This is a genomic window from Brachybacterium sp. J144 (assembly GCF_036321705.1).
Lineage (GTDB): Bacteria > Actinomycetota > Actinomycetes > Actinomycetales > Dermabacteraceae > Brachybacterium.
Genome location: NZ_JAZDCG010000041.1, coordinates 1 through 7,221, shown reverse-complemented (window position 1 = coordinate 7,221; position 7,221 = coordinate 1). Strand labels below are relative to the sequence as shown.

The window sequence follows — 7,221 nt, the reverse complement described above, 5'->3', positions numbered from 1 at the left end:
TGAAGCGCCCTGGGTTTCGTTCCGTGGTTAGACAGTCGCGGGCGCGGTCGTCGTGGGGCGAGTGTAGGTCGCTTCGACCTCGGCCGGGGTGCGGTAGCCGAGAGCTTCGTGGATCCGGCGTGTGTTCCACCAGTGGACCCAGGCCATCGTCGCGATCTCTACGTCCGAGACTGAGCCCCAGGTGCACCTTGAGTAGATGAGCTCGGTCTTGTAGAGGCCATTCACGGTCTCGGCCAGCGCATTATCGTAGCTATCTCCCACGGTTCCGACAGACGCCTTCACACCAGCAGTCGTGAGAGCGTCGGAGTAGGCGAGAGAAACATATTGAACGCCACGGTCCGAGTGATGAATGAGTCCATCCCGCGCCCGATGAGCACCGGTGGAGATCAGCGCTTGCTCCAACGCGAGGAGCGGAAGCGATTCCGTATGCAGTCTGGATGCGACAGCCCAGCCCACGATTCTGCGCGTGCACGCGTCGGTGATGAACGCGGTGTAACAGAATCCCGTCGGAAGACGAACATAGGTGATGTCCGCGACCCACAACTGGTGCGGGCGCTTGGCCGCGAACTTCCGCTCCACGAGGTCCGGGCGATGGTCCGGCTCCCGCGACGGGCAGGTCGTGAGGGGCTTCCTGCCTCGTCGAACACCGTGCACTCCGGCGAGGTGCATGAGTCGGGCGACCTGGTCTCGGCCCACGTCCCAGCCGGCTCGGCGCATGGCATGCCACATCTTCCGGACCCCGTAGACACCGTAATTCTCCTGATGGATCCTTGTGATCTCGGTGAGCAGGGTGGCGTCTCTGAGATCGCGGGCTGAGGCGGGACGCGTTTTCGCTGCGCGGTAGCCGCGGGACGTGATGAACCCACATTCTGTCGCACCGAGGATGCGGCAGATGGCCTCGACCCCGAACTTCTCGCGATGCATGTCGATGAACGCGATCATTTCGTCGTGGGGCGGTCGAGTTCCGCTGCGAAAAACGCTGAGGCGGCCTTCAGGATCTCGTTCGCACGTCGCGCCTCGGCGAGCTCCCGCCGAAGCCGGCGGTTCTCCTCCTCGAGCGGCTCTCCAGAGCCGGCCGGCTCGGTGGGTCCGTAGCGGTTGCACCAGATCCGCAGCGTCTCCACGCCAACGCCGAGCTGTGGTGCGACGGCACGGATCGATGCTGCACGGGGGCCGCCCTCGCGGGCTTGGCGGTCGTAAACCATGCGCACGGCACGGTCACGCAGCTCTGGACTGAACTTCTTGGGCATGCTCCGATTCTCCTTGCTGAGACTCGGAACGGAACCCAGGGCGCTTCACTGCGAATAGGGATTGTCGACAACGTAGGGACCGGTAGCGGTGTTCCGCGCAATGGGCCGAGGGCACCAATTCCTGGGACTTGACCGGGCAGCGAGAGTTCGGCTCATCGAGCGGGTGCTTCCACCGTACCGGCGGCGTGGAGATGGGACGATTTCGGAGCTTCGACAGTCTCTTCGCGGCGCTCGCGTCGTTGCAGGGGGCCAGGGCCCGGCGCCCGTCCAACTGGGAAGTGGGGTACCTGCCCCTGCGGTCCCTCGTCACAGAGTGGGTGGAGACCCAATGCAAGCTTCCGTTCGTCCCGCGGCGCCAATGCCCCCCCGGCGTCGATAAGTACCCACGCAGCTCCTCACGTCGCGCCAGAACTCGGGAACCGAGCCCTCGACGCTGCCTCCGACATAGTGCGAAAGCTACTAGAAGCCGCTGACATCTGAGACTCCCAGACGTGTCCAGCGCAGGGGGTTCCCGGCGCCGAGGTTGCACGCCACCCTGATGCCCACAGCCTGTCATCGACATGTTTTCGACGTTGAGCCCCGCATAGTGGTGTAGAGCGGTGGCCCCTTGTTCGTCGCCGGGGTATCCCAACTCCTGGAGACTCCCTCACGCCCCCACTCACCTGAACGGCCATCACTCTCCCCGATCGAAGCATCAGGGAAGGAGACGAACTCATGGATTACGACGTCGAGAAGCTGGTCTCAAGAATCTCCCTAGATATCGGAGACACTCATGATCGCTGGTTCACACCCCGCGGATATCCTGGGCTCGCCAGCGCGCTCCGTGACTCCGTCTACTCGACCGGCAATCACTACACGGAGTGAAGAGACTCGTCGCGAGGTATTCGGATCTCCGCTTGGCGCAAGGCGGCTCTCCCGCGGTCGATACTGCTCATGACCTGATCACCCTCATTGACCACTGCGGCGGAGCCACCTCGTTCGCAGAGCAGAAGACCGGCAACAGGTGGCGAGCATTGACACCACCACCGACTTCTGGAGGAGCTTCGGGGCGATGTGGTACCACCCTGATACTGCCACCGATGACGGAAAACGACCTCGCCTGTCCTCCTCATCGCCTACGGTCGATTCCATGGCGATCAACACCGCACTGCTGGAATTCGTCTCCGTCGACGAGCTCCTCGGCCCCCATGCCCCCGCGCTCCGGATCCCCGACTTCCAGCGGCCGTACTCGTGGACTCCGCGCATCGCAGCGCAGCTGTTCACCGACATCGAGGACGCCCTGAACGACCGGCCCGAGCACCCGTACATCATGGGCACGGTCATCCTCCTGAAGCGTCCCGAGGAGAGCCATTTCGAGGTGGTCGACGGCCAGCAGCGCTTACTCACCCTCCACCTATTACGCTCCCTTCTCCGCGGGGAGAAGCTTCCGCACCTGGCCACCGGAAGCACGCCCCTCCAACTGGTCCATCAGGAGCTGTCCCGACGGGTTGCCGACCTCGAGCGTGACGACCTCCGCTCCGCCCGCTATCGCGACTTCCTGGATACCCGGGCCCAGGTGCTGCGCATCGTCACCGATGACGAGGATGAGGCCTTCCAGTTCTTCGACTCGCAGAACTTCCGCGGCAAGGCACTTCGCCCGCATGACCTCCTCAAGGCCTTCCATCTGCGCGAGATGGCCGAGGCCAGCACCTCGGAGCAGCGCGCCGTGGTGGAACAGTGGGAGAAGGCCGACGAGAACGATCTGGATCGCTTGTTCGGCACGTATCTGGCCAGGATCCACTGGTGGAGCCGCAACCTGCCGGCCCACGCCTTCGGCACCGGTGATCTGGACCTGTTCAAGGGCGTCGGCCGCGCAACACGGCGTCTGCCGGGAGCCGAATACCACCGGGCGGCCAAAGCTGTGCTCCCCGGTTTACAGGAATGGGCGCATCCCACAGCGGATGCCACGGCGACGCGGGACCTCAAGCGGGCGCAGCACCAGCTCGACGCACCAGTCGCGGCAGGGCGGTCGTTCTTCGACTTCGCCGCGTTCATGCTCGAGGAATCGCAACGCCTGGACGAGGAGCTCTTCTCCCCCGCTGCCAGTCCCGGCGTCTCCCACCCTGATCTCTCCGCATTCCGCGATGGCGCCCGCTTCCGCTACTGCCGGGAGCTGTACGTCGCCGCGGCGCTCTACTACACGAACAAGTACTCCGAAGCGGACCTCGCCCACGCGCGCCGTCGCCTGTTCCGCTGGGCCTATGCCCCACGCCTGGCCTACGAGCGCCTCGGTTGGCGCAGCACCGACAACTACGCGCGCGGGCTCAGCGACGACGTCGACGGGCTGAGCGGGCTGAATCTCTTCTCGACCATCCGCGACAGCCTCGATCCCCGCGACGTGCCGCTCGAGAACGTGACCGCACCGCAGTCCGCACGCACCAGCAACCCCGAGGACGCAACCCTCCTCACCCTCCTGAAGGAGATCGGCTGAGATGACCCAGACACTCGCACCGGAGAACGTCCAGGCCATTCCCGTCGGCCGACTCTTCGACCAGCACGCACCGACGTATTCGATCCCGCTCTACCAGCGCAACTACACCTGGGGAGAGGAGCAGATCCATCGCCTCGTCTTCGATGTGCTCGATGAAGCCGAGCAGGACGACCTCAAGGACTACTTCCTCGGGAATCTCGTAGTCGCACCCCCACACCGCCCCGATGAGCCCTTCGACGTGATCGATGGCCAGCAGCGCCTGACCACCCTCTATCTCCTGCTGACGAAGCTTCGGGCCACGCCGCATATCCGAGACCGCATCGGCGAGCTCCAGCCGCTCACCTATGAGGCGAGGGAGAAAGCGACCCGGGCTCTGCGCGATGTCGCCGATACGACCCGCAACCTGCCCGATGACGATCGGGACCGCGAGGACTCCGGAATCCTGCGCGCCGCCCAGATCATCGATCAGCTGCTCGACAGCGGCGCCACCGCCGAGAGATTCCTCGCCCCGCGCGTGATCGACTACCTGCTCGAGCGAGTGCTGCTCATCCGTATGCCGATCGATCGCACCACCGACCTGAACCGCTACTTCGAGATCATGAATACGCGCGGCGCCCAGCTCAGCCCCGTGGACATCGTCAAGGCGCGCCTGCTGCGCCATCTCACCGACCCCTTGGATCGGGCTCTGCTGAACCGCGTCTGGACCGCGTGCGCGGACATGGAGCACTACGTCGGCATGACCGCCACGGCCGGTGACACCACGTTGCGGGGAGAGGTCTTCGGACCGGAGTGGGACACGGTCCCCACCGCTGACTTCTTCCGGCTGCGGGAACAGCTCGTCGAACGTCCCTCGATCGAGAAACTCTTGGGCGAGAGCGCGAGCGTTGCACCGAGCTCCACGGCGATGACCTTCGACGAGGCGCTCGCGACCTACGCGAGCGCCGAGGTGGATGCGGAGTCCGCCGACGCCGAGGGCGGAGATCGCTTCACCTCGCAGATCACCTTCCCGACCCTGCTCCTGCACGTGCTCGCCGTGCGCGGACCGGCCGAGCACACGACGCGCGACGATCGACAACTCGACGATAAGCTGCTCGTGCAACGGTTCTCGACGCGGCTCAGCGACGTCCCTGCCTCCGACCGCGCCGCCTGGGTGCGCACCTTCACGGTCGACCTGCTGCGAATCCGGTACCTCTTCGACCAGTACATCCTCAAGCGCGACGCGACGTTGACCACCGGCCATGAGTCCACGACGGACGAGGAGCCCGGCAGCTGGTCGCTAAACCGGCTGGGAAGAGGGTCATCGCGCCGTGGCCGCACGGTGCAGGACACCCCGCGATACCCCGCGGCGTTCGGGGCCGACGAGTCCGGCACCGGGCCGGGCAGCCTCCAGCGCCGGATCCTGCTGTTGCAGTCGGCGCTGCGCATCACCTACACCTCGCCGCGCACGATGCACTGGATGACCGACGCGCTGCGCTTCGTCACCGAGTGCGCCGATCGCGGCGAACAGGTCACGGCCCGGGCGTTCCTCGATCGCCTCAACGGTCACGCCCTTGAGCGCCTGCACGACGCTTTGCACCCCGACCCCGACAAGGAGGAGGTGGGGCCGGACGATCTGCCTCTCGGCTTCGCCATCCCGCGCATCGTCTACACATACCTCGACTATCTGCTGGTCGAAGAGATGAACCAGTGGGACTTCACGTTCAGCTATCGCACCTCAGTGGAGCACTTCTCCCCCGGCACAGAGGATGCCGAGCACATCTCCGAGGCGTATCGGCTCGCGGACCGGAGCCTGCTGCACTGGTTCGGGAACCTGGCCCTGGTCACGGTGAGCACGAACTCCAAGTTCAGCAACTACCTTCCCGCCCAGAAGGCCAATAACCATGCCGCGCGCCGGCAGAGCCTGAAACTCGAGCTGATGGCACGCCGAGCGGAGACGGGGAGTTGGAATGACGAGGATGTAAGGGCGCATCACGAGGCGATGGTGGGCCTGCTGAGAAGGGCGCTCGACAGTCGGAGCACGAACGGCCCAGCTGATCTCGACCCATCTGGCGCCGGAGAAGCATAAGGTCAGGCCATGGAAACACGCGTCCAGACCCCCGGCCAGCTCTTCCAGCTGACCCAGACATTGGAGATCCCACTCTTCCAGCGGCCCTACGTCTGGACTGAGGAACGGCAGTGGGCACCCCTGTGGGAGGACGTCGTCTGAAGCGCCCTGGGTTCCGTTCCGAGTCTCAGCAAGGAGAATCGGAGCATGCCCAAGAAGTTCAGTCCAGAGCTGCGTGACCGTGCCGTGCGCATGGTTTACGACCGCCAAGCCCGCGAGGGCGGCCCCCGTGCAGCATCGATCCGTGCCGTCGCACCACAGCTCGGCGTTGGCGTGGAGACGCTGCGGATCTGGTGCAACCGCTACGGACCCACCGAGCCGGCCGGCTCTGGAGAGCCGCTCGAGGAGGAGAACCGCCGGCTTCGGCGGGAGCTCGCCGAGGCGCGACGTGCGAACGAGATCCTGAAGGCCGCCTCAGCGTTTTTCGCAGCGGAACTCGACCGCCCCACGACGAAATGATCGCGTTCATCGACATGCATCGCGAGAAGTTCGGGGTCGAGGCCATCTGCCGCATCCTCGGTGCGACAGAATGTGGGTTCATCACGTCCCGCGGCTACCGCGCAGCGAAAACGCGTCCCGCCTCAGCCCGCGATCTCAGAGACGCCACCCTGCTCACCGAGATCACAAGGATCCATCAGGAGAATTACGGTGTCTACGGGGTCCGGAAGATGTGGCATGCCATGCGCCGAGCCGGCTGGGACGTGGGCCGAGACCAGGTCGCCCGACTCATGCACCTCGCCGGAGTGCACGGTGTTCGACGAGGCAGGAAGCCCCTCACGACCTGCCCGTCGCGGGAGCCGGACCATCGCCCGGACCTCGTGGAGCGGAAGTTCGCGGCCAAGCGCCCGCACCAGTTGTGGGTCGCGGACATCACCTATGTTCGTCTTCCGACGGGATTCTGTTACACCGCGTTCATCACCGACGCGTGCACGCGCAGAATCGTGGGCTGGGCTGTCGCATCCAGACTGCATACGGAATCGCTTCCGCTCCTCGCGTTGGAGCAAGCGCTGATCTCCACCGGTGCTCATCGGGCGCGGGATGGACTCATTCATCACTCGGACCGTGGCGTTCAATATGTTTCTCTCGCCTACTCCGACGCTCTCACGACTGCTGGTGTGAAGGCGTCTGTCGGAACCGTGGGAGATAGCTACGATAATGCGCTGGCCGAGACCGTGAATGGCCTCTACAAGACCGAGCTCATCTACTCAAGGTGCACCTGGGGCTCAGTCTCGGACGTAGAGATCGCGACGATGGCCTGGGTCCACTGGTGGAACACACGCCGGATCCACGAAGCTCTCGGCTACCGCACCCCGGCCGAGGTCGAAGCGACCTACACTCGCCCCACGACGACCGCGCCCGCGACTGTCTAACCACGGAACGAAACCCAGGGCGCTTCA

At 65.0% G+C, this 7,221-nt stretch carries 5 protein-coding genes and 2 other annotated features; of the genes, 4 read left to right on the top strand and 1 reads right to left on the bottom strand.

The features are described from left to right. Positions 1 to 27 precede the first annotated feature (27 nt). A protein-coding gene (locus V1260_RS15805) for an IS3 family transposase (RefSeq protein WP_329745484.1) occupies positions 28 to 1,250 on the bottom strand; the annotation gives its coding sequence in 2 pieces (ribosomal slippage) (positions 28 to 971 and positions 971 to 1,250; 1,224 coding nt in all). Next, positions 879 to 981 (bottom strand) — a sequence feature (AL1L pseudoknot). Its footprint overlaps the gene before it by 103 nt. 1,129 nt (positions 1,251 to 2,379) lie before the next feature. Here V1260_RS15805 and V1260_RS15800 point away from each other — a divergent pair. The 4 genes from V1260_RS15800 (at position 2,380) to V1260_RS15785 (ending at position 7,194) form a co-directional block, all read left to right on the top strand. Then, positions 2,380 to 3,720: a DUF262 domain-containing protein gene (locus tag V1260_RS15800; RefSeq protein WP_329747773.1), complete on the top strand. Its 1,341-nt coding sequence runs from the start codon at positions 2,380 to 2,382 to the stop codon at positions 3,718 to 3,720. Between the two features lies 1 nt (position 3,721). After that, complete coding sequence (locus V1260_RS15795; protein WP_329747772.1) at positions 3,722 to 5,785, top strand: DUF262 domain-containing protein; 2,064 nt, start codon at positions 3,722 to 3,724, stop codon at positions 5,783 to 5,785. Between the two features lie 9 nt (positions 5,786 to 5,794). Next, positions 5,795 to 5,926 (top strand): DUF262 domain-containing protein, encoded by a 132-nt coding sequence (locus V1260_RS15790; protein WP_329747771.1) that lies wholly within the window; start codon positions 5,795 to 5,797, stop codon positions 5,924 to 5,926. A 45-nt stretch (positions 5,927 to 5,971) separates the two neighbouring features. Further along, positions 5,972 to 7,194 (top strand): IS3 family transposase gene (locus tag V1260_RS15785; protein WP_329745484.1). Its coding sequence is split into 2 segments (ribosomal slippage): positions 5,972 to 6,251 and positions 6,251 to 7,194, totalling 1,224 coding nucleotides; the frame shifts between segments, so codons are not numbered across the junction. Next, positions 6,241 to 6,343, top strand: a sequence feature (AL1L pseudoknot). Its footprint overlaps the gene before it by 103 nt. Positions 7,195 to 7,221 lie beyond the last annotated feature (27 nt).